The organism is Billgrantia saliphila, assembly GCF_002930105.1.
Lineage (GTDB): Bacteria > Pseudomonadota > Gammaproteobacteria > Pseudomonadales > Halomonadaceae > Halomonas > Halomonas saliphila.
The window spans coordinates 315,286-342,161 of the sequence record NZ_PJRN01000001.1; the positions used below are offsets into that span (position 1 = coordinate 315,286).

A 26,876-nucleotide genomic window follows, 5' to 3' on the forward strand; every position below is an offset into this window, starting at 1 on the left:
TATGAAATTTCTCATCATTGCCGGCGCGTCGGGATCGCTGATAAATTTTCGCGGTCAGCTCATCATGGAACTTATCAAAAGCGGACTCGAGGTACATGCTGCCGCACCGGATCTCAACAAGGACGAGCTGACACGTATGAAACTGGTGAGGATGGGAGCAAGGGTACACGATATTCATCTTAATCGGACCGGTATGAACCCTCTTCACGATCTGCGCACACTATTGGGCTTGGTGCGCCTCATGGGTAACTTGAAGCCCGATTATGTGATGGGCTACACGATTAAACCTGTCATCTTCGGCACTCTGGCAGCAGTCCTGACACGTTGTCCAAGGCGCTTTGCGCTGATTACTGGTTTGGGATATTGTTTTTCGGGCTATGGTCAAACGCCTAGAACCCGCTTCATCGGAAGCATCGCCGCCAGCCTTTATCGGCAATCGTTGCGTTTCGCCAACAAGGTTTTCTTCCAGAATCCTGACGACCAAGCTTTGTTTCGCGATCGAAACATCATAGGTGAGTCTGTTCCCTCCGTTGTCGTCAACGGTTCCGGCGTCGACATTGATCACTTTATGCCGCGTGAGTATCCTCGACAGGTTGTGTTCTTGCTGATTGCCCGGCTATTGGTGGACAAGGGTGTCCGCGAATACGCTGAGGCGGCTTATCGCCTCAAGGCCGAATACCCCGAGGCCGTCTTCATGCTGGTGGGTGATCTCGATAGCAATCCCAATTCCATTACCGCTCAGGAACTCGATCGCTGGGTGCAGGACGGTGTCATTAACTATCTAGGCAAGTTGGACGATGTGCGTGATGCTCTGGGTAGCGCCAGCGTCTTCGTGCTACCCACCTTTTACCGCGAGGGAATACCCCGAACGATCCTAGAAGCCTTGGCAATGGGACGTCCCATCATCACTACGAATACCCCCGGATGTCGTGAGACGGTCATAGATGGTGTAAACGGTTACCTGGTGCCACCCCAAGATACCACAGAGCTGGCGAACGCCATGCGCGCTTTCATTCATACACCGCAGCTTATCGCCACCATGGGCAAGCGTTCACGCGAGCAGGCGCTTCGGAAGTACGACGTATGCAAAGTCAATGCTGTCATGCTCAGGGAGATGGGGATTCCATGTTCAAGCGTTTCTTCGATATCGGCGTTGCCGCGGTCCTGTTGATCGTTCTGTCGCCACTCATGCTCGCGATTGCCGCCTTGGTTCGGCTCAAGCTCGGCACTCCCGTGCTGTTCAGTCAAGATCGTCCCGGCTTGCAGGGGCGACCTTTTCGGATGTTCAAGTTCCGCACCATGCTGGATATGCGTGATGCCGATGGTGAGCTGCTGGCCTCGGACAGGCGATTGACTCGTTTTGGCAAGAAATTGCGAGCGACGAGTCTGGACGAGCTACCGGAACTCTGGAACGTGCTCAAGGGTGAGATGAGTCTTGTCGGGCCCCGGCCGCTACTCATGGAGTATCTTCCTCTCTACACCCCGGCCCAATACCGTCGACACGAAGTGCGCCCGGGCATAACCGGCTGGGCTCAAGTCAACGGTCGCAACAATCTGAGCTGGGAAGAGAAGTTTCGTCTAGACGTATGGTATGTCGATCATCAATCACTATGGCTCGACGTCAAGATACTGTTTCTCACCTCGGCGAAAGTCGTGGCTCGCGAAGGGGTCACTCCCCGCAGCCATGAGGTAACTCCGCGTTTCAGTGGCACTCACAATGCTCACTCATCGGAAAGAAGTACATGATGCGGTCCAACATACTTCTCCTTTCGGCGGGGCGCCGCGTCGAGTTGCTTCGATCCTTCCGATATTCGCTAGACATTCACTTGCCGCAAGCCAAGATATTTGCAGCCGATACGGCGCCTCAGTACTCAGCCGCCTGTCAAGTAGCTGATGAATGCTTCGACATACCCCGTGTATCGGCTCCCGGCTATATCGACGCCTTGCTGGCGCTGTGTCGGGAGTTGCGGGTTGGGTTGATTATCCCGACGATCGATACCGAACTCATGGCCCTCTCGCGTTATCGGTATCGATTTCTTGAGGAATCGATCCAGCCTGTCATATCGGATGCCATGCTTATCGCACAGTGTCGCGACAAGCGGCTTACCGCCAAGCTGTTCAAGTCGATCGGGGTCGATACACCCGTGATCTATCCGCGGAACTCTCTGGCATACCCCTGCTTCTGCAAGCCGTACGACGGCAGCAGCGGTGAAGGTGCCGTCGTTGTCTCCGGGCCCGAGCGTCTCAGCCGTTCGATGCTCGATGATGAGCGAAACATGTTCATGGAACTGGTTGGCAACGACTATCAGGAGTACACCGTCGACGCCTACTACGACCGGCATGGACGTTTGCGGTGCCTTGTGCCGCGTCAGCGGCTCGAGGTTCGAGGCGGCGAAGTCAGCAAGGGCATCACCCGCAGAGGATATGTATACGACTACCTGGCCAGGCGACTCACGCGGCTAAGTGGCGCGCGTGGCTGCATCACCGTGCAGCTCTTCTTTCATCCCGTTACTCGAAGCATCAAGGCCTTCGAGATCAACCCGCGCTTTGGGGGCGGCTTCCCGCTGGCTGATGCCGCCGGCGCCCGTTATCCCGACTGGCTGATTCGCGAATACCTCTTGGGGCAAGCGATCGATAGCTTCGACAGCTGGCAACAGAACCTTCTGATGCTTCGTTACGACGCCAAGGTGTTGGTGCCACTCGACAGGTAGCGTCTTTCAGCGTGCATTCACAAACGAAGGGGTATTTATGTTGAATACAAATTTTTCTCCATGGCCCTCCTTTACCTTGGAAGAAGCCAAAGCGGTCGAGCAGGTGCTGCTGTCCAATAAAGTCAACTACTGGACCGGCGATGAAGGTCGGTCTTTCGAGCAGGAATTCGCCATGGCATCTGGCTGCGAGTATGCCATCGCTGTCAGCAATGGCACGGTCGCCCTCGAACTGGCGTTGCGTGGACTGGGCATTGGCCCCGGTGATGAGGTCATCGTCACCTCTCGCACATTCATGGCTTGCGCTTCCTGTATCGTCGCGGTGGGCGCGACGCCGGTCTTTGCCGACGTCGACCGGGAATCCCAGAACGTCTCTCTCGCTACCGTTGCCGCCAAGATCACCCCACACACGCGCGCCATCATCGCGGTTCATCTGGCAGGGTGGCCCTGCGACATGGATGGCCTCATGGCACTGGCGCGCAACGGCATCGAGGTGATCGAGGACTGCGCCCAGGCTCATGGAGCGCGCTACCGGGGCCGCGGCGTCGGATCCATCGCCAAGGTTGGCTGCTGGTCCTTCTGTCAGGACAAGATCATGACGACAGGTGGAGAGGGCGGAATGGTCACGACCAACGACCCGGACCTCTGGCGGCGTATGTGGTCCTACAAGGATCATGGCAAAAACTGGGATGCCGTGTACCAGGAACGGCATCCGCCCGGCTTTCGCTGGCTGCATCACCACTTCGGCACGAACTGGCGACTCACCGAGATGCAGGCGGCCATCGGAAGGCTCCAACTGCGCCATCTGGCGGAATGGTCGGAGAAGCGTCGGTACAATGCCCAGCGCATCTGGGAGGCCGCCCGGCAGTGCCCGGGGTTGCGGGTGCCGACGCCTCCCGAGTACATTCAGCATGCTGCCTACAAATGCTACGTGTTCGTCGAACCGGAGGCGCTAGCGGAGGGCTGGAATAGGGATCGCATCGTTGACGAGATCGGCTCTCGCGGCGTGCCTTGCTACAGTGGCTCCTGTTCCGAGATATACCTGGAGAAGGCCTTTGACGGAACCGGCTGGCAACCGCCGGAGGGGCTGCCGGTGGCGAGGGAGTTGGGTCGGACCAGCCTGATGTTCCTCTGTCATCCCACACTCACTGAGGCAGAGATAGATCTCACCTGCCGGGTACTGACCGAGGTGATGTCGCTTGCCGTTGATTGAATTGGCATCACCCTTCGCGCTGCACTTACAGGAGCTTCATGTTCTCCACCCTGAAGGAACTGATCGCCGTCTACGCGATGCCGTTACCGCTCTTTCTCTGCCTTCTTGGGCTCGCTGCGCTGTTGTTCTTCAGTGGCCGGCGGCGAGCTGGGCTTGGCACAGGTGTGTTGGCAACGGTCATGCTGCTGCTGGCCGCTTGGAGTCCGGTGGCCGACCGGTTACTGGAGCCCCTCGAGAGTCGTTATCCGCCGCTGCAGATATCGGATGGCGAGCCGTGGGTGGAAACCATCGTGGTGCTGGGAGGAGGGTGGCAGCCTGAGCGGGGCGGCTCCAGCCTGTCGCGTCTGAATGAAAGCTCACTTTATCGGCTGACCGAGGGGCTGAAGCTGCTGAAGGATTTCCCCCAGGCTCGCTTGGTGGTCAGCGGGGGCAGTCGGGTGGAGGGATTGGCCCCGGTGGCAGAAGCTTATGCCCGGGCCGCCAACGAGCTTGGCGTATCTTCCGAGAGGTTGGTGGTTATCGACTGGCCCACTGATACCGCAGGCGAGGCCCAGGCGGTGCGCGATCTGCTCGGTGAGGACAGTCGGCCATTGTTGGTGACATCAGCCTCCCACATGCCCAGGGCCATGGCCCATTTCCGAGCGGTGGGCCTCGATCCCGTGGCGGCCCCAACCCATCGGATGGTCAATCCCGGGATGAAATGGAGCTTGATTGATTGGCTGCCCACTAGCCAGGCTCTCAGCAAGACCGAGCGGGCGCTTCATGAATACATGGGGCTGGCCGCTTTGCAATGGGAGCACTAAAAGACCCTCTCGCCATGTCTCGAACGCGTTGCGCCGTGGCCTCGAGCCATTTCCCGTTTGTCATCTCTTGGGCGGCTTCTGCTCATCCCTTTAGGGAAGTGGAGGATATGAAGCGGTGGGAGCGGACTCGCGTGAATCCCGTGTCGTTGCCGACCGGTTTCCGGCTTCAGTAGGCAGATCCAGCAAGCGTTGCCTGGTAGGGGCGGGTGTACGACCGAGCCATATCAGGTCGACGATCTCGTCTCGTGGAACATAGCCCGTGGGGGCCGTCATCAGCAGTTCCCGGATTCGCTCTTGCTGATGGTGTTCGACAGCTTGCAGCAGCTGACCCAAATAGGCTTCCAGGCGTGACCAGGGCCAGTAGTGTTCCCTGGCGGTCTTGATACGCGGGTGGGCCGTAGGCGCTTCGTTCTCTCCGATCAACAGCTCTTCATAGAGCTTCTCGCCGGGTCGCAAACCGGTATGACGAATCTCGATGTCACCTTCGGGATTTTTCGCGCTCAACACTTCCAGCCCCGACAGCCGGACCATTTCCGCTGCCAGGTCCGCAATGCGTACCGGTTTGCCCATGTCGAGGACGAAGACATCGCCACCGCTACCCATCGCTCCCGCCTGGATCACCAGTTGGGCGGCCTCTGGAATGGTCATGAAATAGCGTGTCACTTCGGGGTGGGTCACGGTAATGGGGCCTCCCCGGGCGATTTGCTCACGGAACAGCGGAACTACCGAGCCCGAGGAGCCCAGGACGTTGCCGAAACGCACCATGCTGAAGCGCGTCTGTGATTGATGGTCGGCCAGCGCCTGGCAGATCAACTCCGCAATCCGCTTGGTGGTGCCCATCACGTTGGTCGGACGTACCGCCTTGTCGGTCGAGACCAGCACGAAGGTCTCCACCTTGCAAGCCACAGCCGCCTGAGCCGTGGCCAAGGTGCCGAAGACATTGTTGAGAATGCCCTGGGTCACATTGTGCTCCACCATGGGAACATGCTTGAAGGCGGCAGCATGGTAGATGGTTTCCACGCCGAAGGTACGCATCACGCTATCCAGGCGCGGTCGATCTTGCACAGAGCCCAGCAAAGCCTTCACCGATACCTCCAGTCCCTGCTCCTGCACTCGCTGCTGCAGGGTGCGTTCAATGGCGTAGAGCGAAAACTCGCACAGTTCGAACAGCAGCAGCTGACTGGGACCCTGCTGGAGCAACTGGTGGCACAGCTCTGAGCCGATGGACCCTCCCGCGCCGGTGACCATGACCACCTTGCCACGAACATTGGCGTCCAGCAGTTCCTGATTCGGCGGCACGGGGTCGCGTCCCAGCAGGTCCTCCACGGTGACATCGCGAATCTCGTTGAGGCGTGCATGGCCGGCGATCATGTCCTCCATGCTTGGCAGGGTCTGAACGGGGACGGACAAAGGCTCCAGAATACGCAGGATTTCCCGCCTGCGGGACCGCGGCGCACTGGGCATGGCCAGCAGGATTCGTTCGGCCCCGTAATGCTTGAGCAGGCGCGGCAGCGCATCAGGGTCATAGACTTGCAACCCCTCGACGAAGGTGCCATGCATACCCCGCCAGTCGTCGACGAAGGCAACCGGGGCATATTCCGACCCCTGCCGGAGGCTATTCACTAGCTGCGAGCCCGCCGCACCGGCCCCGTAGATGATGACTCTCGCCTTGTAGCGGATCATGCTGTGCATGTTCAGTGAGCGCAGGAAATAGCGCACGCCGCCTACGCTGAGCAATGCCAGCATCGGATAGATCAGGCAGGTAGTCCGCGGCAGGGAGATGGAGAGCAGGCTGGAGATGATCACGAGCAGAGCCGCAGAGGCCGTAATTCCGATCAGTAGCGTTTTCATCGCCTTGACGCTCAGATAGCGAATCACCGCGCGGTAGAATCCCAGTCTCGCGAATATGGCCAGGCTTATCGGAAGCACGGTCAACCACATCATCCAGATTCCATGGTCGCGGAGTGGCTCCAAGTTCTCGAGGCGCAACCAGATGGCCATGACGAAGCTGAATGTCAGTAAGATGGCATCAATGAAAAGCTGGATCAGGCGCTTGTATTGGCGTGGCAAACGAAAAAGACGATAGAGAATCCCCACCATGTCGGGTCCTTCCTTTGGCTAAATAACGTAACAATCCTTGAACCAACCTTCCACTTCGGTAGTCTGTGTCTGCCGTCGTTGTTTGTTAATCAATGTTACAAAGCATATGAAAGTTGATCTGAATTCCCAAGTTGGTTTTCCTCAACTCGGATGTGCTAGTAAGAACGCTGTTCCCATTGCGAACGCATGAGAAAATAAGAAAAGAATAGGGAGGGGGCTCATTAGTGATGGTATGAGTGGTGAGACCGGCTTTGCTAGCTGCTCTGGTTAGAGAGGAGGAATGATTAACCATGTTATCAACTGATTTGTTTGATTCTCTTGAGTGCTAGGAACGGCATTACAAGAGCGCAATGAATCTCTCAGCACATGACATGTCAACACATGGCATGATAATTTAATAAGCATATTGAACGATTTTGCTAATCATGGATCGCATTGTGTCATTGCTTGGAGCAGGCAAGTGAGTGATTCCTTGCCTAATACACCGAGATAGCGGAAAACTATTCTCGTGCCTTGGCGAATAAAGCATCATGCTGCCATTGGCGATACAAATCTTTATTCATAGGACTCCGCTGGATAAGCTATGGATCGTGACTGTGCTCTACATGAAGCGATGTGCCTGGGCGTGGCTGTCTTATGATTGACCGACCGAAGCCTGGCCAACCCGGCCAACGACATCATTGAGGCGTTATGTTTCAACGAATCCTGGTTCTTTGCACTGGCAATATCTGTCGCAGCCCTGTCGCTGCGGCCATGTTGGAGACTCGACTACCCCACAAGCAGATCGAGACAGCGGGCCTGAACGCTTTGGAAGGCCAAGGGGTGGAACCCACGGCTCGCTCCCTGGCCGAGGCCGAGGGGCTGAACGTCAGTGCCCACCAAGCGCGTCAAGTCAGTTTGGACATCCTGCACAGGGCCGATCTCGTACTGGTGATGTCCGATGGACAACGCCTCGCCGTCGGTCAGATGGCTCCCTCCGTACTGGGCAAGACAATGCTTTTCGGTCGTTGGCTGGATGGTGGCCAGGGGCGCGAAATTCCCGATCCCTACCGCAAGAGCGCCGAGGCTTTTCGGCAAGTGCACCAACTGCTCCACGAGGCTGCCGATAGCTGGGTGGGAAAGCTGTGAGCAGAGCGCCTGGGCGCAGCTCGGATAACTCGTGACGGAGCAGGTCGATCAACGCAGGTTGGGAGCGTAGCGAATGTCGCAAGCGACGTTGGGGCAACGAGTGTCCGAGCTAGGCAGCAGTCCTTGGCGAGGCGTGAATACGATGCTGCTGGGAGCCTTCGTTTCACTACTGCTCCTGGTACCCTGGGGATACAAGGTAGTGCCTTCGTTGGCATTGGTGCTGGCTCTCGCTGGGACAGTGCTGTACCGCGACCCGACAAGGGAGGGAGCGGGGAGGCTGGATGGTGAGGATCGGCTCTGGGTGCTGTCTCTTGCGGCTTTCTCCGGTCTGTGGTGCTTGGATATAGCACGTAGCGGTGTATTACACGCCTCGGAGCAGGGTAGTGGGACGATGCCATGCTGGCCTCTGTTGGTGGCGGGGCTCCTGGTATGGTGGCGACGACATCCCCCCCTGGGGGTGGGCTTGTGGCTGGGTCTGGTGGTGGGAGGGTCGGGAGCCGGTGTCATCGCCTTGTACGAACGCTTCGTGCTCGGCGCCTATCGCGCCGACAACGGCATGAACGCCATACCCTTCGGCAATCTCTCCCTCCTACTCGGCGTGCTGGCACTGGTGGCCATGCTGGGTCGCCTGTATCGTCCGACCCCCTCCTGGTCCTGGCTCACTCCGGCATTGGGGCTAGCCGCGGTCGCCGGTCTTGCTGCCTCTTTCCTGTCCGGCACCCGCGGCGGCTGGGTGGCCGTACCCCTGCTGGCCTGGATGAGCTACAGCACCTTTCGTCCGGTTCTTTCCCGGCGCCAGCGACTGAAGCTGGCCGGGGGGAGCTGGTTACTGACGATAGGTCTGGTGGCGATGACCGCAATCACGGACTACGGCGTAACCAAGCGAGTGGAACGAGCCATTGACGATATTCGGGACTACATGGTCGAGGGGGATGGTGGTAGTTCAGTGGGGCTGCGGCTGGAGATGTGGCAAGCCGGAGGACGAATGTTCATGGAGAAGCCGCTGCTGGGTTGGGGAGAGAGGGGGCTCGAGGAGGCACGCAATACCATGGTTGATCGCGGGCTGCTGCACCCAGGAGCGAGACGTCACGACCAACTGCACAGCGACTTAGTGGATACAGCGGCACGGCGCGGGCTGGCGGGGGTTGTGGCGTTATTGACGCTCTACGGTGTGCCGGCCGTACTGTTCATGCGCCACTTGCGTCGCTCCCGCGACGCCCGGACGAGGGTCTTGGCTTTATCAGGCTTGTTGGTTGTCATCGCATTCATAGGATTCGGGTTGACGCAGTCCATGCTGCGTGACGTGAGGGGATTGAGCGGCTACATGGGGTTGTCAATGGCCTGCTGGGTATTGCTGAAGGCACGTCTGGCTGTACTGGATTTCGAATCACGCGGCGGGATCGGTGCGACAAGATAAGGTATCGGGATGGCGTACCTCGGCGAACGGTGGCATAACGAAAAACATGTTAATTTCTGTATCTGTGTTATTTTGTGTATAGAGATAGTCGCATTGAATCCTCTGTCTGCGACGGTATGGCAAGAGTTTGGTCGAGAATAAAGAGGCATCGACTATTTCATTCATGAGAACGGATGCTGACAGAGGCCTGCAACACTAAATGTGTCATGATCAAGCAGGAATAACATCAGATAAATGGCGGTTTGATGCAACCGAATACGCCTCTTCACCTGATGAATTTAATGATCATTGCAACGCATTTTTTTGCTGCTGGCGCTACTGAAAGCAACTCATCAAAAACCGGTTTTTCTGATGAGGCGCTTAAATGAACAAGATGAATACCGTAAGTCTTCCCGTGGCCCGATCATCGAAGGAGCTGCGCAAGGAGATGCTGCACGCCAATCGATTCCTGGGGAAGCATCAGGCATGGTGGGGGCTGGTGCTGACGCCTGTGGTCCTTTGTTTATTCGAATCGCTGACTGTCGGTGGCTGGAGATGGTGGTGGCCCTTCACCGCCTTCGTGCTGGCGTGGGGAGGCGTCGAGCTCTGCTTCCTTCCGCGTCGCCTGGCAATTCAACGGCTTGCAGCAATGGAGAGCCGTGCCGAAGTGGTGAGGCTGGCCTGGATACATGGCGTGGCATTGCGCGACGTCATGGGAAAACGTCATCGCAGCGGTCTCTAGTCACGACCGTTCTGCCCATCCCGGTCCAACATTCCCAGGTAACAGGGAGGAGAGGAGGGCAAGGCATCTTCGGCGTCTTCCTGCTGCAGCGCGCCCAGTATCGCCTCCCGTAGGAGGGGCAGGTGGGACGCTTCCAGATCGCGCGCCGCTGAAAGCAACGTAAGCCTGCCTCGGCGGGCATGGCGCATGAGGGGGAACAGGTTGTTGGGAACATCGCGTAGCTCCCCCCGGTAGCGAACGGCAAACACGGCATTGCTGATCTCTCCCGTGCGGAGCTGTCGGCTCAGCGCCAGGGACGGCGAGGCATCGCGATACCAGTCGGTCAGCTCCAGTCGCTCCCTCGGCATGCCGCGAGGCCAGAGCCTGTCCACCAGAATACGAGCGCCATCGCTGGAGTCGGGCTCGGCATAGATTCTCTTCAGTGCAATGTCGTAAGACATGGGCACCTCCTCTCCTTGTCCGGGAAGCTTAGTTTCGTCATTACCTTCGGTGGGGGCAACTCATACCTGACCCGTTGCTTTTTCGGTCCGCCGTCTCACCGTATGGACTCGCCTCGGGTGCCTGCATGGGGCGAACCCGATGCCGCCGCTCGGGCGGGTGCGGGGCGGGGTTGGACGGCGCGATATGGCTGAGGTGTACTGATATGGATTTCGTTAGGCTCCGGCATCGATGAGCCCAATCCTTGGGTTATCGTCGGATCCGTCATCAATGCGAGGGATTGTATGAGCGACTTCCTGTTCAGTTCCAGGCGTCTTCCCCCTGGTTGCCTCGCCGAGGAACTGAAATCGATCTACCTCGAGGATCCCGCTCCTGCCACGGAGTATCATGGCGATTGGGGATCTCTTGCCGTAACCCGGTCCTGCTATGCCGGCTTCGCTCCTGTCGAGAGCGGGAGTCATCTCTGCGTAGTCATCGGCGGCCCGGTGCTGTATTTCCATGACAACCATTTCCTGACAGGCAACGACGATCAGGCGGGCACGAGAGCCATTCTCGCTCACTGGAAAGGAGGTCAGGTGGATTGGAGCGAGGACCTCAGCGGTCCCTTCGTGATCTTGATTATCGACAAGGCCTCGCATCGCGTCACCTGTATCACCGACCTCATGATGTTCATACCCGTCTATCGATACCAGCGAAAGTCGTGGCTGGCATTGGGAACACATGTCGATGCCTTGGCGAGAGCCTGCGGCCTGGAGGTAGATTTCGATGAGGCCTCGCTGATCGATTTCATTCTGCACGATGTCGTGACCTTCCCCTATAGCGCTTATCGTCAGATTCGTCAGTGCTATCCTGCAACGAAGCATGAGTTCCGGTTGCGCAATGAACAGGTTCCTTCCCAGGAGCGTACACCCTACTGGCTACCCGAAGAGACAGCACCGTTCAGCAACCTCGGGGAAGCGGCCAAGGCCTTGAGGGAAGGGCTCGATGGCTACATCGAGAGGGTCACGGGCCCGATGCGGCGGGTGGCCCAGTTCATCAGCGGTGGAGAAGACTCCCGGGTGCTGGCAGCAATGTTGCCGACGCGGCTGGAGCGAGACAGCTTCATCTTTCTCAATAGCATGACCCGCGAGGGGCGCATAGCCGAGAAGGTGGCATCCGCTTCGGGGGCTCGCTTCTTTCCCGACTATCGAGACGATCTGCACTACTTGATCATACTGCCGGAAGCTGCGCGCCTGGTGGGCAGTGGGCACCAGTACATTCATGCGCATGCCTTGGGCTTTCACCGGCGCCACAGGCTTGCGGATTACGATGCCGTCTTTGGAGGTTACGTCAGCGATACCCTGCTCAAGTCTCGCTCCGCGAGGAAGCCGCCATTGTCCAGTTTCTTCAGCTTCCTGCCGCAGTGGCAGTTGCCAGGCGAGACACGGACCCGTCCGGTGAAGAGCCACCTGTTTCCCGACCATCTGCTGCAGGAAGTGACGCGTCGACGTCGCGAGCATTTTCACAAGGTGAGAGCCATGCGGCCGCAAAGCGCCCATGAGTGGTTCTCGCTATGGCCGATGACGATGCGCCTAGGAATTTCCAACCTCTATAGTAATCGTCGCCTGTTCAAGAGCTACGAGGTGTTCATGGCCAAGGAGGCGGTGAAGGTCAGCGCCGCCTGTCCCGCGCGCTGGAAGCTCAATCGACGGTTGTTCCTCGCCGCGTTCGGGCCGTACCTGAAGCAGACCCGCTTTTTGTTGCATGCTGACGGTCGGCTTCCGGCCTTCCCCTGGTGGGTGAACTTTCCGTTGCATACGCTCCTGTGGAGCGCTCGGGAGCTGGCGAGACGCTTGGGCTTGCAGACGCGCTATCAGGGCTCTTGGTCCGATTGGAAGAAGGTAATGGCCAGTCCGGAGTGGGCAATGGCAAGAGACGGTGTGAGGCCCGAGTACGTGCCGCTCCCGGCGCTGAGTGCTGCAGTGGCGTCGGGCGCTCTGAGGGAGCAAGGGCTCACCGTCCTTCAACGTGTCAACCTTCTGCAAACGTGCCATTTGGTCGGCGTTGTGGGCTTGGATCGGAAAGAGAACTGCAATGGCGCCGCGATCCGAGCGTTCTGAGCTCTGGGGTTCAAGCTGCAGCGCTATGTTTCCAGCGCCTCCTTCGCGCGCTCCTGCCACGGGCCGGGCAGCTCGGCGGCGCGTGTCAACGCCTGCCTGGCTTCCTCGGGCCTGCCGTGGGCTCGCAACAGCAGTCCCAGGTTCAACCACGCCGCGCCATGGTCATCGCGGCGCGCGACGGCGGCGCGGAAGCCCTCGATGGCACCTTCAGCGTCCCCTGTCGCATGCCGGGCGTTACCCAGGGCGAAAAAGCCCATGGCCGCATCGGGAAAGCGTTCTACGTAGGCCTCCCAGGCGGGAAGTGTCGCTTCGGCTCCCTGCACCTGCTCGAAAGTGGCGATCGCCTCCAGTGTGCGTCGCTCGCTGGCGCCATGCGGCAATTCACCCGGCGGCAGGGCAATGAACGCCCAGCGTCCACTCCGGGCCCAAGTGGCGTCGAAACGTCGGAACGACTCGATACGCTGCGCCTCTTCGCCGCTGTGCAGCGTCATCTCCTCGGCTTCCCGGTCGTAGCCGATGGCGACGGCGTAGTGCCACATTGGCCAAGCGGGCAGTGACAAATTCTGCATTACCACCGCGGGATGGCCGGCAGCGATCTCGGTCAGTAGCGCATCGAAGGAATCATTGAGCACGAAGGGAATGCGACCGTGGCGTCGAACGGTGGCGAGCATCTCGGGTTGCACGCTGCCCTCGCGTCCAGGAATGAAGACCTGCGGAATGAGCGTTTCCATGGGCACGTCCACTCCCGCCTGGTTGAGCACCATGGCCAGCGAAGCGGGGCCGCACTGATAGTCCCGCTGGGCGTGGAATGGCACTCCTTCGATGAGTGTCTGGCTTGGCAGCGTACGCTCGCTGGTCTCGTTCAAGCGCGGTGTGGTGGCGCAACCGGCCAGTATTGACAGGAGCAATGTCAACAGCAGAACGCCCGCAGGGCGGGCGTTCGCTAAACGTCGTGCATGATGGCGAGTCATGTGGCAGCCATCAGCGGGTGAAGGGGAAGACGTTGGTCAGCCCCAGAATATCGGTGACCAGCAGGACCAGGAACACCACCAACAGGGCGCCTACGACGCTGGCACCCGCCGGCAATTGGTCGAGCTGCTCGGCCATTTGGCGCGCCTCCTCGTCGGAGAGGGCCGCCACGCGGGCCTCAACTTCGTCGAGGTCGACGCCCTGGGCGACGAGCTGTTCCTGCACGTCGGCTCGAGAAAGGATCTCCTGGATGCGCTCGCGATCGGCAGTGGCGCTTTCTGCGGACAGGGCGGCCTGGGTGGAGACCAGATCGCTGGCCGGGAGAGGAGCGGCGGTGGCCGAGACGCTACCGAGCACGAGGGCCAGGATCAGCAGCGGGCTGAGAAAGCGGCGAAGTGTTTTCATGGTTTGGTTCCTTCTTTCTTGGGATGGGCTTCCGGCTCTTGAATGATCCAACGCTCACCGGTCAGTGAACTTTTTCGCGCTCCAGCGATGCCATATCAGTATAAGCAGAAAGCGCTTGCGATTTCATGCCCTTGCACGCTTATCGCATCGATGCCCAGCGAAGGGAGTCGGTAAAGGGGGAAAGCCGCTGCGCTTGGCTGAGGCTGGGGCGGCATTAACCAACCCGATACGACGAGGGTAGCTCAGCCAGTAGGCCACGACCGCCGGCCAGGGTCAGGGCCAGATCGTGCAAGCCCTCCCAGGGGGGAAGAGGGTTGGCGCCCTTGATCGCCAGATCCAGGCGCTGGGCGAACAGCAGCAGTTTATGCAGCCGCTTGCGCGGCAGTCGGGCGATGGCCTGTTGATAAGCGGGGCGGCGCTTGTCGAAAATTGCCGGCTTCTGCGCCTTGCACGCCGACTCGAAGCTCTGCCCCTGATCGAGATGCTGATGCAGCGACAATAGCGTGCGCAGCTCACGACTCAGTGCCCACAGCACGATGGGGCTCTCCACCCCTTCGCCACGCAGACCGCGCACGATCCGCGAGACTCGCTCCCGCTCTCCCTTGAGGCAGGCCTCGGTCAGGGTGAAGACATCGTAGCGGGCGCTGTCCTCCACTCCGCCAGCGATCTGTGCCGGGCCGACGCGACTGCCGGGCGGGAGGAGCAGTGCCAGCTTCTGTAATTCCTGATCCGCGGCAAGCAGGTTGCCTTCAGTGCGCTCGCCGAGCAGGCGGGCGGCATCGAGGTCGAGGGAAAAGCCGTGACGCTCGGCGCGGTCGCGCAGCCAGAAGCCCAGCCGCGAGACGTCGACCGGCCATACCGGCACGAACAAGCCGAGCTTGTCGAGCGCCTGGAACCAGGCGCTCTTCTGTTGACGGAAGTCCAGCTTGCCCATGGCGATCAGCAGCACATTGTCGCGAAGGCCGGGGGCGTCGGCGTACTCCTTCAATGCACGCCCCCCCTCTTGTCCCAGGCTATGGCTGCCCAGGCGCAGCTCGATCAGTTTGCTCGAGGCGAAAAGCGACAGGCTGGCTGCGGCCTCGTGCAGCTTCCCCCAGGCGAAGTTGGCCTCCACGTGCAGCACCTCGCGCTCCTCGATGCCGCGCTCGCGTGCTGCGGCACGCACGGCGTCGCAGGCTTCCATGTGCTGCAGCGGCTCATCACCGGCCACGATCACCACCGGAGGCAGCTTCTTGGAGAGGGCTTCAGGGAGCTTGTCGGCAAAGACTTTCACGTGAATACCTTCAGGGCATCTTCATGGCGAGGCGTCTTCCAGCGCGCGCAGACGTTCGAGCAACTGGCGCAGGGCTTCACGGCGCAGCTCCTGGTGGGCCTCTTCACGCAGGTCGTCCTGGGCTAGCAGGTTGTCGTCGTTGACGCTGATGCGCGTGCTTGCCTCGAGTCGCTGCTGCTGGAGATGGAAGGCGCCATCGCGGCGACGCTGCACCGAGAACGGCAGTGCCAGGGTTATCTCCAGTTCACGCGAGCCACTGTCGAGCACGCTCAACGAGCGCTCGCGCACGGTCTCTTCGCCCAGGTTGAGCACCAAGGGGGCATCATCGTGCACGCGCGTGCCGGCGGCGATGAGATGCTCTTCGGTCATGCGCAGGAATTCGCTGTCGACCCCGGCCAGGGCGATCTGGTCAATGACCGGTCCTGAATCATCGAAACCGCGCAGGCGAAAGCCGCAGCCGGCGAATGCCAGGCTGGCGCCGCCGGCCAGGGCAAGCGTGAGAAAACTGCGTCGTTGCATGTGCGCTCCCGTCACGAGGTGATTCAAGCAACCACTATATTGACCAGCTTGCCAGGCACGACGACCACCTTGCGTACCGTCTTGCCTTCGGTATGGCGCTGTACGTTCTCGGCGGCGAAGGCTTCGGCTTCGATGCTGTCCTTGTCGGCGTTGGGGTCGACCTCGATGCGAGCCCGCAGCTTGCCGTTGACCTGCACCACCAGCTCGATGCTGTCTCGTGCCAGGGCGGCTTCGTCAACCGTCGGCCAAGGCGCATCGATCACTGGCTCGACATGACCGAGTTCTCGCCACAGGGCATGACAGGCATGCGGGACGATCGGGGCGAGCAGCAGTACGCAGGCTTCGATGGCCTCGCGGGCCACGGCCAGGCCGTGCGGTGAAGCGTCATCGAACTTCGACAGTGCGTTGGTCAGTTCCATCACCGCGGCGATGGCGGTATTGAACGTGGTGCGTCGACCGATGTCGTCGCTCGCTTTCCTGATCGTCTCGTGGGTCTTGCGTCGCAAATCCCGCTGAGCGGCATCGAGTGACTCAGCGTCCAGGGCGCTCGGCTCGCCGGCCGACAGATGCTCGGCTGCCAGGCGCCAAAGACGCTTGAGGAAACGGTTGGCACCTTCGACCCCCGAATCGGACCACTCCAGCGACTGTTCGGGGGGAGCGGCGAACATCATGAAAAGACGCACGGTATCGGCGCCGAAGCGGTCGATCATCGCCTGAGGGTCGACGCCGTTGTTCTTCGACTTCGACATCTTCTCGATGCCGCCCATTTCCACCGGCTGACCGTCGCTGATCAAAACCGCGCTCACCGGGCGGCCCTTGTCGTCGCGCTTGACCTCGACGTCGGCGGGGTTGAACCATTGCTTGCCACCGTTTTCGGTCAGGCGGTAGAAAGTCTCGGCAATCACCATGCCCTGGGTCAGCAACTGCTGAAAGGGTTCATCAGATTTCACCAAACCGAAATCACGCATCAACTTGTGGAAGAAGCGCGCGTAGAGCAGGTGAAGGATGGCGTGCTCGATACCTCCGATATAAAGGTCGACCGGCAGCCAATAATCGGCGCGCTCGTCGAGCATGGCTTCGTGGTTGTCGGCGCAGGCGAAGCGCGCGTAGTACCACGACGACTCCATGAAGGTGTCGAAGGTATCGGTCTCGCGCACCCAGCCGTCGCCGAGGTCGGAAAACGCCGGCATCTTCTTGAGCGGCGATCCCGAAGCGTCGACGGTAACTTCCATCGGCAGTTCGACCGGCAGCTCGTCATCGGTCAACGGCACTGTCTGGCCTTCGGGGCCGTACTTGACCGGAATCGGCGCACCCCAGTAGCGCTGGCGCGCCACGCCCCAGTCGCGCAGGCGGAAGTTGGTTTTCACCTCACCGTGGCCCTGCTGCTCGAGACGTGCCGCAATGGCATCGAAGGCCGCCTGGAAATCGAGGCCGTCGAATTCGCCGGAATTGATCAGCGTGCCGTACTCGATATAGGCGCCCTGTGAGAGATCCGGCGCCTGGCCCTGGGCATCGGCGATCACCGGCTCGATGGGCAGACCATACTTGGTGGCGAATTCCCAGTCGCGCTGGTCGTGGCCGGGTACCGCCATCACCGCTCCGGTGCCGTACTCCATGAGCACGAAGTTGGCCACGTAGACCGGCACCTCGCGCCCCGTGAGCGGGTGAACGGCGCGATGCCCGGTGGGCATGCCCTTTTTCTCCATCACCGCCAGTTCGGCCTCTGAGGTGCCGCCGCGGGCGCACTCCGCGACGAAGGCGGCCAACTCAGAGTCGTCTTCGGCCGCTTGCCTGGCCAGGGGATGCCCGGCGGCAACGGCGACGTAGGTGACCCCCATCAGGGTGTCGGGGCGAGTGGTATAGACCCGCAGCGGCTCGAGCGGTTCGCCTGCCTTGCCGGCGATATCGAAGGCGAGCTCAATCCCCTTCGACTTGCCGATCCAGTTGCGCTGCATGGTCTTGACCTGTTCGGGCCATTCGACCTTGTCCAGGTCGGCCAGCAGCTCCTCGGCGTAATCGGTGATCTTGAGGAACCACAGCGGGATTTCCTTGCGCACGACCAGTGCACCGGAGCGCCAGCCGCGGCCGTCGATGACCTGCTCGTTGGCGAGTACGGTCTGGTCGACCGGGTCCCAGTTGACGGTGGCCATCTTCTTGTAGACCAGCCCCTTCTCGACCAGCTTGGTGAAGAACCACTGCTCCCAGCGGTAATAGTCGCTGTCGCAGGTGGCGAACTCGCGGCTCCAGTCGTAGGCGAAGCCGAGCGCCTTCAGTTGGCGACGCATGTAAGCGATGTTGTCATAGGTCCACTTGGCTGGCGGCACCTGGTTCTGGATGGCTGCGTTCTCGGCCGGCATGCCGAAGGCATCCCAGCCCATCGGCTGCATCACGTTTCGACCCTGCATGCGCTGGAAACGCGAAACCACGTCGCCGATGGTGTAGTTGCGCACATGCCCCATGTGTAGTTTGCCGCTGGGGTAGGGGAACATCGACAGGCAGTAGAACTTCTCGCGGCTGGTGTCTTCCACCGCCTTGAAGCACTGGTTCGTATCCCAGAACTGCTGGGCGTCGCGTTCGATTTCAAAGGGGTTGTACTGTGCGTCCATCGGCTTTCGTAATGACCTTAGAGTGTTCGGGCACGGGGGCCGTGCGATTCCGCTGGAAAATGTCCGTCGTCAGTCAACGCCCGCATGTCGATGATAAAACATTGATCAGACGGCGAGATGACGTCTAAATGGTAACCAAGGATACCCCAGTAGGGCAGGCCCGGCCATGCCCGGTCCTTGCCATGAGCCGCTTCGAGGAGATGAACATGAGCGAACGTCCCGACTCACATCGCGAACATCGGATGCGTGAAGGCTACGAGCGCATGCTGACCCGCCTGCGCGAGGGTGCAGGCGACCTGAGCTGGGAGAACCTTCAACGGGAACTGGATGAGGCCGTGGAGTTCGAAGCCGAGTTCGAAGAGTTCACCAAGGACGAACTCGCGCTGCTCAGGGCCTGGGTGGAGCGTGATCTTCGTGATATGCGGCGCTACCTGGCCGCGGGCGGCGAAGGCGTAGCGAGCTGGCTGGGCATCGACCTGACTGTGCTGTCACGCAAGGTGGCCGACTCGCTGCTGTCGATCGCCGATCGCAGCATCGTCGAGAACGTTCGGCTCAATGATGATCTCGAGGCTTCGCGTGCCGATTACTGCGAGGGCGAGATCGCCGCACCGGGGCGCATGGTTTGCGTGCACTGCGGTGCCGAGGTCAATTTGGAGGGGGTGGCGCGCATCGAGCCCTGCCATCAATGCGGGCACCGCTACTTTTCCCGCGCTCCGAAGTAGACGCGGGCCTTTTCTGGCTTCGAGTTGGGGGCGCTTTGCCATTGCTGTGGGAGGCTCCCCAACTGGTGCCCTTAGGATGCCTGGCCACCGTGCGCCAGATGAACTTGAGGTCTTCGGCAAGGCTCCATTCCCTTAGATAATGCAGGTTGATGCGGACCTTGTCCGGCCAGATGACATTGCGGTTGAAGTCCTCCGGATCCACCGCGTTGCCGAGAAGCTCCTCTTCATCCCGGTATTTGAGCGTAGCGGGGCCGGTGATGCCGGGGCGTACACGCAGCAGCAGGCGCTGCTCACCTTCCAGGCTGTCGGCGAAACCCTCGACGTCGGGTCGAGGGCCAACGAAACTCATATCGCCTTTCAGCACGTTCCAGAGTTGTGGTAGCTCGTCCACCTTGGTCCGGCGAAGCAAGTATCCCAGTGGCGTGATTCTTGGATCCCGGGCGCAGGTTACCGTCGTGGTGACACCTGGAGCATCCTTCATGGTTCGGATCTTGTAGAGCGTGAAAGTCTTGCCATTCATGCCGATACGTCGCTGCATGAAGAACCCATTTCTGCGGGTATCGATGGTGGCCGCAATCCAGGCCAGACCGATCAGCCACCAGACGAGAAGCAGTCCCAGGGAGGCCAGGAAAATATCCAGCTTACGCTTCTTTCTACGTGATACGGGTCGAAAGAGGTTCACGGTGTCGCTCCAGTCATCGTGATTATCGTACTGCCGGTCTGGAACAGGGGAAGCAAGAGGTCAGCCGGTTACCGTCCGTGTGTCTCGATGGATCCGGAAGGAGCGCCGTATGGCTTCCTGTTCCAGCAGCACGGTTATTTTCTTCCATACCTTTCCTCGGGCCTGGCCTATTCGTCGACGAAAGGGAAAGAGTGCATGAATCACCGGAGTCAGCAGCGGGAAGTAGGCGATATGCAACCTTGCGTAAGCCCTGCGAAACCCGAAGCGCTCGATGAGGAAATCGTGTATGCCGGTTTCGTGGCTGATGTTTCTGGCGCCATCCGAGACATAGGCGAGTCCTCGCACGTTGAGGTAGTGCCGGTTCATGTGATGGATCAAAGCGTAGGATGCGTATCGCTTCAGAGAGTCGGGCGTTACCCAGATGGAGAGATAGAAACAGGCTCCATCCATGACGAGGTTCTCGCTGAAAGCTTCCATCTTCCCGCTTTTCCGGTCGCGGACGGCCCAGAATTCGGTCTCCGTCGGCAGGTCGAGAATCGCTCTGACGAAGTCGGGCCTCGACATCATGCTCTCGAAGGTGTCGTAGCGCTGATAAGCCTTGCAGTAAACGGCATGCCCCTCCTCCAGGATTACATCTCGAATCACCGGCTCGATGAGAAACTGCCGCTCGCCTCTGCGAACCTTGCTGCGGGTGTTGGCGCTGAGATGCTGTAACTCCTCGGGCTCCGACTTGATGACATGCCACCACTCCGTGCGCGTGTCGCTATCAAAATCGGACTCCCAGCGGATCAAGTAAGCAAAATGCTTGGCCAGCAGCGCCATGGCCTGAGATTGGCGAAGTCCAGGGTTTCGGTGTGGCATCGACAAAGGCATCAGGGCGCCAAGATGTTTGCGCCAGAGAAAACCGTTGTTACGAAAATAGTGATACCCGATCATGAGCGCCTCAAGAAAGTGCGTTCCCAGCGAAGAGTGTTGCGCCTGTAATTCGTCACGTAGTGTTACATGGCGGGGCGAGGCGTTCCTCCTGAAATTCTTCGCTGTGTCGCATGAAATGCGCTGGCGAGTGTCAAAGAGGCGGGACGGAGTGATCTGCTATTGCGGCGTGTGATTTCTGATAGCTCAGGGTCACGATTGTCATGCGAATAGCGCCCAGGTCTCGTTGAAAAGAATGATGACTACCACCAGTGCAGTCATCGTCGCGGCATAAATCAGATTGTGCCGCATCATGCGATAACCGCTGACACCGTAGCGCCCTTGCAGCGACAGATTGATGCCCGAAAGGGGGCCCACCGAAGTGCCTACCGCCCACGAGGCCAGGCCGGTAAAAGCGAACAGGGTCGGTTCGTTACCAGAGAGATCGAGCATCGAGGCGAGTACCGAGACGCCGATAATGGGATGAAGGCCGACCACGGCACTGGCAACAATCGCCAGGAAACTCATTACGGCCTGAACAGGGCCGAAGTGAACGAACAGAGTCCACTCGCTGCCCGTCGCGGAGGAGACGAGCGTGGACAGTCCCAGGGTGAGCAGGCCTGCCGAGAGGAAGAGCGCAATTTCGCCGCGCATGGCCGGCAACCGCGTCAGCGTATGCTGGCGTACGCGACGCAGAGTCCAGCGAGGCCCGGCGGGTAGGTTGGTGACGAGGGCCACTGCCGGCAGCAGGAAGGTGATGATGCTGACGATGCCGAGCTCGGGGGTGAGCCGAAAGTGAAACAGCATGACCAGCACGGCCATCGCGACCGGCATCAGCAAGCTACGGGGCGATAGTGAGAAGCCCGCCACGTCGCTGAGGTCGAAGCGCCGCGACAACTCCAGTGTGGTCAACAGGCCGCTGAGCAGGGCCAATGGCAGGCCGACGATCAGGATGCGGGAATAATCCATGGCTGGGGCCAGCGTCATTACCACCCCCATCGAGGCGAAGAAAGGCGACCACAGCGCGGCGCTGGAGAGGCCGCGGTTGAGTGCCAGCAACTGCGGGCTGGTCAGCGGGCCGCGGCGGGCAAGTCGGTCGCCGATCATGAACACCGTCGACAGGTTGAGGATGGTGCCGAGCAGGTGTACGCCGAGCCAGGTACCCGTAGTGCCTCGCAGTCCGGTTATCGGCCGGCCGAGAGGACGCTTGGAACCGCTGCGGTTGCCGATCAGGCCGATGAAGCTCACTCCGACCAGCATTGCCACTACGTAGGTATTGCCGCTGGTGATCGACGGCCAGGTGACATCGGCGTCGTAGCGCCACCGCGCCAGGATCAGCAACCCAAGGCCGAGTGCCGCCAGCGCGCCGGCCTGCCAGCGGGTGCGGGGGGGAATATCGCACCACAGCAACAGGGTGGCCAGCCACAGTGCGTAGCCGACGCCGTTTGGCAGCGGTGTCAGCCCGGCGAAGCCGAGAATCTGAAGCACCAGGCCGATCAGTATCAGCACGCCAGCCAGGGTGTGGCGTGTGGAGGACGATGGCGAGTCGGGCGAGGGGGCGATGACGTCGGGCTCCGGATCGAGGTGTTTTGTAAGCAGTCTAACAATATTTCCTCATGCGCGGCGACTCGCCAAGTCACGCGCCTTTTCCAGCAGTGCCAGCATCGCCCGCGCGGCATTCGACAGAGTACGGCTACGGTGCACCAGATAGCCCAAGGAGCGATGAATAATGGGATGGTCCACGTCCAGCTCGTGCAGTTCGCCGGCTACCAGCCGCTCCGGCAGCAGGCTCCAACCCAGGCCTATCGCCGTCATCATCTTGAGCGTCTCTAGGTAATTGGTGGAAAGTGCCACGGGTAGCGTAAGGCCGGCAGCGGCGAAGCGCGACTCGATCAAGGTGCGGGTAAAGGTCAAGGGGCCGGGCAGTACGGCATCGAAGTCGCACAGCTCGTGTAGCGTAAGGCGCGCGCGACTCGCCAGCGAATGATCGTGGGCGCAAACGAAGCACATTCGATCGTCCCACACCGGCACCACGTCGAGTTGCGGGTCCGGGTGCGGGGCCAGGGTCACCACGGCCATTTCGAGCTCGCCGTCTAATACTCCCTGATAGGCCTGCTCCGAGTCGAGGAAACGGAGATCCAGGCGCACCTCTGGGTGTGCGTGGGTGTAAGCTTTTAGCAGTGGCGGCAGGCGGTGCAGGCCGATGTGATGGCTGGTCGCGAGCGTCAGGCTGCCGGCGACCTTGCCCTCGAGGTTGGTCAGGGCGCGGCGGCTGTCGTCGACCATCACCAGAATCTGTCGGGCGCGGGGCAGCAGCACCTGCCCGGCCTCGGTCAGCGTGACGCGGCGGCCGATGCGGTCGAATAGCCGCGCGTCGATCTGCGTTTCTAGCGTGGCGATGCGCTTGGAAACCGCTGGCTGGGTCAGATAGAGCTGCTCGGCGGCGCGTGAAAAGCTGCCGCAGTCGGCCACGGCAAGGAAGGCTTGCAGGCTTTGTGTGTCCATTGTTCGTTGTATTCCTTTATGGAATCCAATGAATAAATAACATGAATTGCTTTTATGGGCGAGCCGCGCAAGACTTGGTCAAGAAAACTGCACTGAGCGGCGCCGGGGGCAGGTCATAGCGGAGGTCATTTGCCAATGGATGGCAAATGTAGCGTACAGGGATGGGTTTATAGCATCTCCGCGAGACCTGCCGACGGAGAGCCGCGTCGCAGGCAACGAGAGACGCAACTGCGACAACTCGGACCGGACAGGCAAAGGGCCCCCAGAGCCCGGGAGAACGACATGGCAGGCCAGACGCTTTATGACAAGCTGTGGTCGCAGCACCTGGTAAAGGAGCGCGACGACGGTACCGCACTGATCTACATCGACCGCCAACTGCTGCATGAAGTGACCTCGCCGCAGGCCTTCGAGGGCCTGCGCCTGGCCGGGCGCAAGCCATGGCGGCTCGACGCCAACCTGGCCACGCCGGACCACAACGTGCCGACCACGCTCAAGGAGCGCGCCGAGGGCAACGCCGGCATCAAGGACCCTGTGTCGCTGATCCAGGTGCAGACGCTCGACGACAACTGCGTCGAGTTCGGCATCGAGGAGTTCAAGATCAACGACCCGCGCCAGGGTATCGTCCACGTGGTGGGGCCGGAGCAGGGCGCCACCCTGCCGGGCATGACCGTGGTGTGCGGCGATTCCCACACCGCTACCCATGGCGCCTTCGCCGCGCTAGCCCATGGCATCGGCACTTCCGAGGTGGAGCACGTGCTCGCCACCCAGTGTCTGCTGGCGCAGAAGATGAAGAACATGCAGGTGCGCGTCGAGGGCAAGCTCGGCGCCGGCGTCACCGCCAAGGATGTGGTGTTGGCCATCATCGGCAGGATCGGTACTGCCGGGGGCACCGGCTACGCCATCGAATTCGCCGGCAGCGTCATCCGCGAGCTTTCCATGGAAGGCCGCATGACGATGTGCAACATGGCCATCGAGGCCGGCGCCCGCGTCGGCCTGATCGCCGTGGACGACACCACAATCGACTACCTCGCCGAGCGCCCCTTCGCGCCCCGGGGCGAGCAGTGGCAAGCCGCGGTGGCCGACTGGCGCAACCTGGTCTCCGACCCGGACGCCGTGTTCGACAAGGTGGTGACGCTGGACGCCGCCGAGATCGAGCCGCAGGTGAGCTGGGGCACCAGCCCCGAGATGGTCACCGGCATCTCGGGCGAGGTACCCGACCCGGCCGAGACCGACGACGATACCGTGCGCCGCGGCTACGCCCGGGCGCTGGAGTACATGGGGCTCGCGCCGAAGCAGAAGATCAGCGACATTCGCCTCGACAAGGTATTCATCGGCTCGTGCACCAACTCGCGCATCGAGGACCTGCGCGAAGCGGCGAAAGTGGCGCGCGGCAAGAAGGTCGCCGACTCCATCAAGCTCGCCATGGTGGTGCCGGGTTCCGGCCTGGTGAAGCGCCAGGCCGAGGCCGAGGGGCTCGACCAGATCTTCATCGAGGCGGGCTTCGAGTGGCGGGAGCCGGGCTGTTCCATGTGCCTGGCGATGAACGCCGACAAGCTCGGTGCCGGCGAGCATTGCGCCTCCACCTCGAATCGCAACTTCGAGGGCCGCCAAGGCTACGGTGGGCGCACCCACCTGGTCAGTCCGGCCATGGCCGCCGCCGCCGCTATTGCCGGTCACTTCGTCGATGTCCGTAGTTTCGGCGCCCAGCCCGTCGCAGAGGAGGCCTGAGCCATGCGAAAGTTCGAACGTACCGAAGGGCTCGTCGCCCCGCTCGATCGGGCCAACGTCGACACCGACCTGATCATCCCGAAACAGTTCTTGAAGTCGATCAAGCGCACCGGCTTCGGCGTCAACCTGTTCGACGAGCTGCGCTACCTCGACGAGGGCCAGCCCGGCCAGGATTGCTCGAAGCGTCCGCTCAATCCAGACTTCGTGCTCAACCAGCCGCGTTACCAGGGCGCCAGCGTCTTGCTTGCTCGGCGCAACTTCGGCTGCGGCAGCTCTCGTGAGCACGCCCCCTGGGCGCTAGAGGACTTCGGCTTCCGCGCGGTGATCGCGCCGAGCTTTGCCGACATCTTCTACAACAATGCCTTCAAGAACGGTCTGCTGCTGATCACCCTTCCGGAGGAGACGGTAGATCGTCTTTTCCGCGAGGTGGAGGCCAGCGAAGGCTATCGCCTCGACGTGGACTTGGAGAGTCAGCGGGTAATCACGCCGAGTGGTGAGATTCTCGAGTTCGAGGTCGATGCCTTCCGCAAGCACTGCCTGCTCGAGGGGCTCGACGACATCGGTCTCACGCTGCAGGACGAGGATGCCATTCGTGCCTTCGAGCAGCGCCATCGCGCCGAGCGGCCGTGGCTGTTCCGCGATACCGCCCAGGCCTGATCGCTCTTACTTTACATCCGTCGGCGGTGCGGGGCTGAACCGGCGGCAGGCCTGCGAGGAGGCGCTGTGAACCCATCCCTGGGCGCTACATTTGCCATCCATGGCAAATGACCTCCTCTCCGGCCTGCCCTCGGCGCTCCGCTTGACGACTGACGGCAGTCAATCAAGGACGTTACGATGACACGCAAGATTCTGGTACTGCCTGGTGACGGCATCGGCCCCGAGATCACTGCCCAGGCGAGCCGCATCCTGACCGCCTGCCAGGCCCGCGGCCTGGATGTTGAAGTGGATGAGGCACTGGTTGGCGGCGCCGCCTATGACGAGCACGGCGAGCCGCTGCCCGGCGTGACGCTGGACAAGGCCAAGGCGGCGGATGCCATTCTGCTCGGTGCCGTGGGCGGACCCAAGTGGGACAAGCTCGAGGATCTTGCCAAGCGGCCCGAGAAGGGGCTGCTCGGTCTGCGCAAGAACCTCGGCCTGTTCAGTAACCTGCGCCCGGCCATCACCTACCCGCAGTTGGCTTCCGCTTCCAGCCTCAAGCCCGAGCTGGTCGCAGGGCTCGACATCATGATCGTGCGCGAGCTGACCGGCGGCATCTACTTTGGCCAGCCCCGTGGCATCGAAGTGCGCGACGGACAGCGCGTTGGCTTCAATACCTATGTCTACTCCGAGAGCGAGATCGAGCGCATCGGCCGGGTCGCCTTCGAGCTGGCGCAAAAGCGCGGCAAGCGCCTGTGTAGCGTCGACAAGGCCAACGTGCTCGAGGTCACCATCCTGTGGCGCGAGGTGATGGAGCGCCTGGCGCCGGAGTATCCCGACGTCGAGCTCTCCCACATGTACGTCGACAACGCCGCCATGCAGCTGGTACGCGCACCCAAGCAGTTCGACGTGATGGTCACCGGCAACATGTTCGGCGACATCCTGTCCGACGCCGCGGCGATGCTCACCGGCTCCATCGGCATGCTGCCCTCCGCCTCGCTCAACGAGAGTGGCCAGGGCATGTACGAGCCGTGTCACGGCAGCGCGCCGGACATCGCCGGGAAGAACGTCGCCAACCCGCTGGCCACCATTCTCTCGGTGGCGATGATGCTGCGCTATTCGCTCACCGAGCCCGAACTCGCCCAGCGCATCGAGCAAGCCGTAGGGAAAGTGTTGGACGACGGCCTGCGGACCGCTGACATTGCCTCCGAGGGGACCCGCACCGTCTCCACCCGCGAAATGGGGGATGCCGTGCTGGCGGCCTTCGAGGCGGCCTGACCGCCGTCCCTACC

At 61.0% G+C, this 26,876-nt stretch carries 25 protein-coding genes; 14 read left to right on the forward strand and 11 right to left on the reverse strand.

What is annotated here, in order from left to right:
* Position 1: 1 nt before the first annotated feature.
* From CYJ07_RS01460 to CYJ07_RS01480, 5 genes are read left to right on the forward strand one after another with little or no spacing between them, the layout of a single operon-like run.
* Positions 2-1,171, forward strand: coding sequence for a glycosyltransferase family 4 protein (locus CYJ07_RS01460; protein ID WP_104201884.1), 1,170 nt, complete (start codon positions 2-4; stop codon positions 1,169-1,171).
* A complete protein-coding gene (locus CYJ07_RS01465; protein ID WP_104201885.1) occupies positions 1,126-1,746 on the forward strand; it encodes a sugar transferase in 621 nt (206 codons plus the stop codon). The genes CYJ07_RS01460 and CYJ07_RS01465 overlap by 46 nt, the downstream gene beginning before the upstream one ends.
* Positions 1,743-2,711 (forward strand): ATP-grasp domain-containing protein, encoded by a 969-nt coding sequence (locus tag CYJ07_RS01470; protein WP_197038222.1) that lies wholly within the window; start codon positions 1,743-1,745, stop codon positions 2,709-2,711. Before CYJ07_RS01465 ends, CYJ07_RS01470 begins: the two co-directional genes overlap by 4 nt.
* 37 nt (positions 2,712-2,748) lie before the next feature.
* The gene (locus CYJ07_RS01475; RefSeq protein ID WP_104201887.1) at positions 2,749-3,921 is read left to right on the forward strand and encodes a DegT/DnrJ/EryC1/StrS family aminotransferase; all 1,173 of its coding nucleotides are present in this window, start codon (positions 2,749-2,751) and stop codon (positions 3,919-3,921) included.
* 38 nt (positions 3,922-3,959) lie between these two features.
* Positions 3,960-4,724 carry a YdcF family protein gene (locus CYJ07_RS01480; protein WP_104201888.1) on the forward strand — a complete coding sequence of 255 codons (765 nt, stop codon included), beginning with the start codon at positions 3,960-3,962 and terminating at the stop codon, positions 4,722-4,724.
* Positions 4,725-4,814: 90 nt separating this feature from the next.
* Here the strand turns inward: CYJ07_RS01480 and CYJ07_RS01485 are convergent, their stop codons facing one another.
* Positions 4,815-6,824 (reverse strand): polysaccharide biosynthesis protein, encoded by a 2,010-nt coding sequence (locus tag CYJ07_RS01485; RefSeq protein WP_104201889.1) that lies wholly within the window; start codon positions 6,822-6,824, stop codon positions 4,815-4,817.
* A gap of 690 nt (positions 6,825-7,514) precedes the next feature.
* On the opposite strand from CYJ07_RS01485, the gene CYJ07_RS01490 reads away from it, so the two are divergent.
* From CYJ07_RS01490 to CYJ07_RS01500, 4 genes are all read left to right on the forward strand, one after another.
* Positions 7,515-7,952, forward strand: coding sequence for a low molecular weight protein-tyrosine-phosphatase (locus CYJ07_RS01490; RefSeq protein ID WP_104201890.1), 438 nt, complete (start codon positions 7,515-7,517; stop codon positions 7,950-7,952).
* Positions 7,953-8,343: 391 nt separating this feature from the next.
* Positions 8,344-9,369 (forward strand): O-antigen ligase family protein, encoded by a 1,026-nt coding sequence (locus CYJ07_RS01495; protein WP_197038223.1) that lies wholly within the window; start codon positions 8,344-8,346, stop codon positions 9,367-9,369.
* A 245-nt stretch (positions 9,370-9,614) separates the two neighbouring features.
* Positions 9,615-9,737, forward strand: a complete 123-nt coding sequence (locus tag CYJ07_RS20725) for a hypothetical protein (protein WP_269320526.1) — start codon at positions 9,615-9,617, stop codon at positions 9,735-9,737.
* Entirely contained in the window at positions 9,734-10,090 is a 357-nt protein-coding gene (locus CYJ07_RS01500; protein ID WP_104201892.1) for a hypothetical protein, read from the forward strand. Before CYJ07_RS20725 ends, CYJ07_RS01500 begins: the two co-directional genes overlap by 4 nt.
* Here the strand turns inward: CYJ07_RS01500 and CYJ07_RS01505 are convergent.
* Positions 10,087-10,530, reverse strand: a complete 444-nt coding sequence (locus tag CYJ07_RS01505; RefSeq protein ID WP_104201893.1) for a DUF488 domain-containing protein — start codon at positions 10,528-10,530, stop codon at positions 10,087-10,089. The genes CYJ07_RS01500 and CYJ07_RS01505 overlap by 4 nt on opposite strands.
* Positions 10,531-10,812: 282 nt before the next feature.
* Between CYJ07_RS01505 and CYJ07_RS01515 the strand changes: the two genes are divergently transcribed.
* The gene (locus CYJ07_RS01515; protein ID WP_156085459.1) at positions 10,813-12,627 is read left to right on the forward strand and encodes an asparagine synthetase B family protein; all 1,815 of its coding nucleotides are present in this window, start codon (positions 10,813-10,815) and stop codon (positions 12,625-12,627) included.
* Between the two features lie 23 nt (positions 12,628-12,650).
* On the opposite strand, the gene CYJ07_RS01520 is transcribed toward CYJ07_RS01515, so the two are convergent.
* The 5 genes from CYJ07_RS01520 to leuS form a co-directional block, all read right to left on the reverse strand.
* A complete protein-coding gene (locus tag CYJ07_RS01520) occupies positions 12,651-13,541 on the reverse strand; it encodes a PA2778 family cysteine peptidase (RefSeq protein ID WP_331280917.1) in 891 nt (296 codons plus the stop codon).
* 67 nt (positions 13,542-13,608) lie between these two features.
* Positions 13,609-14,001 carry a PA2779 family protein gene (locus CYJ07_RS01525; protein WP_104201897.1) on the reverse strand — a complete coding sequence of 131 codons (393 nt, stop codon included), beginning with the start codon at positions 13,999-14,001 and terminating at the stop codon, positions 13,609-13,611.
* Positions 14,002-14,215: 214 nt separating this feature from the next.
* Positions 14,216-15,274, reverse strand: a complete 1,059-nt coding sequence (gene holA / locus CYJ07_RS01530; protein WP_104201898.1) for a DNA polymerase III subunit delta — start codon at positions 15,272-15,274, stop codon at positions 14,216-14,218.
* Between the two features lie 21 nt (positions 15,275-15,295).
* Entirely contained in the window at positions 15,296-15,793 is a 498-nt protein-coding gene (locus CYJ07_RS01535) for an LPS-assembly lipoprotein LptE (RefSeq protein WP_104201899.1), read from the reverse strand.
* Between the two features lie 23 nt (positions 15,794-15,816).
* Positions 15,817-18,399 carry a leucine--tRNA ligase gene (gene leuS, locus CYJ07_RS01540; RefSeq protein WP_104201900.1) on the reverse strand — a complete coding sequence of 861 codons (2,583 nt, stop codon included), beginning with the start codon at positions 18,397-18,399 and terminating at the stop codon, positions 15,817-15,819.
* Positions 18,400-18,605: 206 nt separating this feature from the next.
* Here leuS and CYJ07_RS01545 point away from each other — a divergent pair, with 206 nt between their 5' ends.
* Positions 18,606-19,121, forward strand: a complete 516-nt coding sequence (locus CYJ07_RS01545) for a zinc ribbon-containing protein (RefSeq protein WP_104201901.1) — start codon at positions 18,606-18,608, stop codon at positions 19,119-19,121.
* Here CYJ07_RS01545 and CYJ07_RS01550 read toward each other — a convergent pair.
* The 4 genes from CYJ07_RS01550 to CYJ07_RS01565 all read right to left on the reverse strand — a co-directional run bounded on the left by CYJ07_RS01550 (position 19,045) and on the right by CYJ07_RS01565 (position 23,220).
* Complete coding sequence (locus CYJ07_RS01550) at positions 19,045-19,803, reverse strand: sugar transferase (protein WP_197038224.1); 759 nt, start codon at positions 19,801-19,803, stop codon at positions 19,045-19,047. The two genes, CYJ07_RS01545 and CYJ07_RS01550, sit on opposite strands and share 77 nt — an antisense overlap.
* Before the next feature lie 60 nt (positions 19,804-19,863).
* Positions 19,864-20,739: a hypothetical protein gene (locus CYJ07_RS01555; protein ID WP_104201902.1), complete on the reverse strand. Its 876-nt coding sequence runs from the start codon at positions 20,737-20,739 to the stop codon at positions 19,864-19,866.
* Positions 20,740-20,937: 198 nt separating this feature from the next.
* The gene (locus CYJ07_RS01560; RefSeq protein ID WP_104201903.1) at positions 20,938-22,233 is read right to left on the reverse strand and encodes a hypothetical protein; all 1,296 of its coding nucleotides are present in this window, start codon (positions 22,231-22,233) and stop codon (positions 20,938-20,940) included.
* A gap of 96 nt (positions 22,234-22,329) precedes the next feature.
* Complete coding sequence (locus CYJ07_RS01565; protein ID WP_104201904.1) at positions 22,330-23,220, reverse strand: LysR family transcriptional regulator; 891 nt, start codon at positions 23,218-23,220, stop codon at positions 22,330-22,332.
* A gap of 282 nt (positions 23,221-23,502) precedes the next feature.
* Between CYJ07_RS01565 and leuC the strand changes: the two genes are divergently transcribed.
* The 3 genes from leuC (at position 23,503) to leuB (ending at position 26,862) form a co-directional block, all read left to right on the forward strand.
* Positions 23,503-24,948, forward strand: coding sequence for a 3-isopropylmalate dehydratase large subunit (gene leuC / locus CYJ07_RS01570; RefSeq protein WP_104201905.1), 1,446 nt, complete (start codon positions 23,503-23,505; stop codon positions 24,946-24,948).
* Between the two features lie 3 nt (positions 24,949-24,951).
* Positions 24,952-25,605: a 3-isopropylmalate dehydratase small subunit gene (gene leuD / locus CYJ07_RS01575; RefSeq protein WP_104201906.1), complete on the forward strand. Its 654-nt coding sequence runs from the start codon at positions 24,952-24,954 to the stop codon at positions 25,603-25,605.
* A 177-nt stretch (positions 25,606-25,782) separates the two neighbouring features.
* Positions 25,783-26,862, forward strand: coding sequence for a 3-isopropylmalate dehydrogenase (gene leuB / locus CYJ07_RS01580; protein WP_104201907.1), 1,080 nt, complete (start codon positions 25,783-25,785; stop codon positions 26,860-26,862).
* The last annotated feature ends 14 nt before the right edge of the window (positions 26,863-26,876 follow it).

Coding starts and splice junctions, on each gene's coding strand:
- CYJ07_RS01545 (WP_104201901.1), top strand. CDS start 18,606: ATGAGCGAACGTCCCGACTCACATCGCGAACATCGGATGCGTGAAGGC.
- leuB (WP_104201907.1), top strand. CDS start 25,783: ATGACACGCAAGATTCTGGTACTGCCTGGTGACGGCATCGGCCCCGAG.
- CYJ07_RS01515 (WP_156085459.1), top strand. CDS start 10,813: ATGAGCGACTTCCTGTTCAGTTCCAGGCGTCTTCCCCCTGGTTGCCTC.
- CYJ07_RS01465 (WP_104201885.1), top strand. CDS start 1,126: ATGTTCAAGCGTTTCTTCGATATCGGCGTTGCCGCGGTCCTGTTGATC.
- leuS (WP_104201900.1), bottom strand. CDS start 18,399: ATGGACGCACAGTACAACCCCTTTGAAATCGAACGCGACGCCCAGCAG.
- CYJ07_RS20725 (WP_269320526.1), top strand. CDS start 9,615: ATGCAACCGAATACGCCTCTTCACCTGATGAATTTAATGATCATTGCA.
- CYJ07_RS01475 (WP_104201887.1), top strand. CDS start 2,749: ATGTTGAATACAAATTTTTCTCCATGGCCCTCCTTTACCTTGGAAGAA.
- CYJ07_RS01490 (WP_104201890.1), top strand. CDS start 7,515: ATGTTTCAACGAATCCTGGTTCTTTGCACTGGCAATATCTGTCGCAGC.
- CYJ07_RS01500 (WP_104201892.1), top strand. CDS start 9,734: ATGAACAAGATGAATACCGTAAGTCTTCCCGTGGCCCGATCATCGAAG.
- CYJ07_RS01480 (WP_104201888.1), top strand. CDS start 3,960: ATGTTCTCCACCCTGAAGGAACTGATCGCCGTCTACGCGATGCCGTTA.
- leuC (WP_104201905.1), top strand. CDS start 23,503: ATGGCAGGCCAGACGCTTTATGACAAGCTGTGGTCGCAGCACCTGGTA.
- leuD (WP_104201906.1), top strand. CDS start 24,952: ATGCGAAAGTTCGAACGTACCGAAGGGCTCGTCGCCCCGCTCGATCGG.
- CYJ07_RS01495 (WP_197038223.1), top strand. CDS start 8,344: ATGCCATGCTGGCCTCTGTTGGTGGCGGGGCTCCTGGTATGGTGGCGA.
- CYJ07_RS01565 (WP_104201904.1), bottom strand. CDS start 23,220: ATGGACACACAAAGCCTGCAAGCCTTCCTTGCCGTGGCCGACTGCGGC.
- CYJ07_RS01525 (WP_104201897.1), bottom strand. CDS start 14,001: ATGAAAACACTTCGCCGCTTTCTCAGCCCGCTGCTGATCCTGGCCCTC.
- CYJ07_RS01535 (WP_104201899.1), bottom strand. CDS start 15,793: ATGCAACGACGCAGTTTTCTCACGCTTGCCCTGGCCGGCGGCGCCAGC.
- CYJ07_RS01460 (WP_104201884.1), top strand. CDS start 2: ATGAAATTTCTCATCATTGCCGGCGCGTCGGGATCGCTGATAAATTTT.
- CYJ07_RS01555 (WP_104201902.1), bottom strand. CDS start 20,739: ATGATCGGGTATCACTATTTTCGTAACAACGGTTTTCTCTGGCGCAAA.
- CYJ07_RS01505 (WP_104201893.1), bottom strand. CDS start 10,530: ATGTCTTACGACATTGCACTGAAGAGAATCTATGCCGAGCCCGACTCC.
- CYJ07_RS01485 (WP_104201889.1), bottom strand. CDS start 6,824: ATGGTGGGGATTCTCTATCGTCTTTTTCGTTTGCCACGCCAATACAAG.
- CYJ07_RS01470 (WP_197038222.1), top strand. CDS start 1,743: ATGATGCGGTCCAACATACTTCTCCTTTCGGCGGGGCGCCGCGTCGAG.